The 1299-nt window shown below is 41.6% G+C and carries 1 protein-coding gene and 1 rRNA gene; both read right to left on the bottom strand.

Going from position 1 to position 1299, the window contains the following annotated elements; genetic code table 11:
• Nucleotides 1-887 (bottom strand): hypothetical protein (locus tag A3735_RS01555; RefSeq protein ID WP_068637444.1); only part of this gene is annotated, 887 nt, incomplete at its 3' end.
• 218 nt (nt 888-1105) lie between these two features.
• Nucleotides 1106-1220, bottom strand: a 5S ribosomal RNA gene (gene rrf, locus A3735_RS01560).
• Nucleotides 1221-1299 lie beyond the last annotated feature (79 nt).

A 1299-nucleotide genomic window follows, 5' to 3' on the forward strand; every position in this document is an offset into this window, starting at 1 on the left:
CCATCAACAACATTAATCTTATCCATATATGGATGTGTAATTTTCGCTATTTGAAGAGTAAGCCCACCGCTTGTTGGTAGATTGCTAGATCCATCTACCCCGATGTATAAGGGCTGGAACGTGTGACCTAAAGCCAACTCCATTTGGAAGTTGGACATTTTAATGCTAGATGAGCAACCTTGATTAATTTGCTCACAAGTACTTACCTCAATGGAGGGAGAATAAAAGTTAAGACGAAACTCTGCTGCCATACGCTCTTCCCCGTCATCGCCCCACAAGCGCAAGTAAGACCCGTCAAACACGGCACTTTCAACATTGATGTTTAAATTGCTTGCAAGAGCACCATCATTAATTTCAAGTTCTAAGCCAAGATCTGGCCTCTCCCCATTTACCCATTCAGCAGATGAAGGTCTACTAGAACACTCCCCACCTGCAGCACCAGTCAAACAGTCATAACCTTGAGCAGTATCTAAAACCTTCCTAGGTGCCGCAAATTCAAGTACCGCCTCTCCGGGTAAGCCAATATCAGGGTCATCACCATTTAATAAATCAATTTCGTATGGGTTAGTTAGCCTACCTAGATTTACACCCTCTAGAGTCTCCCCATAATTACTACCTGCACGCGCGATATACATTTGATTAACGTTGATTACAACGTCTTCTCCAGCACTGTTAGTTACACCACTAATCCTGAATACCTTGCCTTCGCTTGGATTATGGCCGTGACTGAAAATAAAGTCATCCATCACTAAACCGATGCCTTGGCCATCGACCTCAGATAAATCACTGTCAGATAGCGACTGCATTTCTGCATATATCTTCGTACTACTAGCCATCATTAGCGATAGAAATAACAAAGCAATTTTGTTGTTTGTAGATGCATTCATAGTTGAAATCAGCGTCCTGATTTATTAGAAGTTAGGGAAGTATACCCAATAATTAATTAAATCATGTCTTGCGAGTCAAAACTTTACAGTCGTTCACAAATCAAACAACAAGATAAGAACCTGCTCACATAATTAAAACGAAAGTGAGTTACTTACAATACTTTCTTCCAGGCAATAAAAAACCCCAGTAGGATGACCTACTGGGGTTTCTAATAGAAGCCTGACGATGACCTACTCTCACATGGGACCTCCCACACTACCATCGGCGATGCTTCGTTTCACTTCTGAGTTCGGGATGGGATCAGGTGGTTCCAAAGCTCTATGGTCGTCAGGCAAAACTTCGGTTGCTGATACTTGATCAACAACACTTAATTCTGCGTCTTTAACAATAGCAAGTAATAGCTAATTTAAT

The organism is Oleiphilus sp. HI0061 (genome assembly GCF_001635675.1).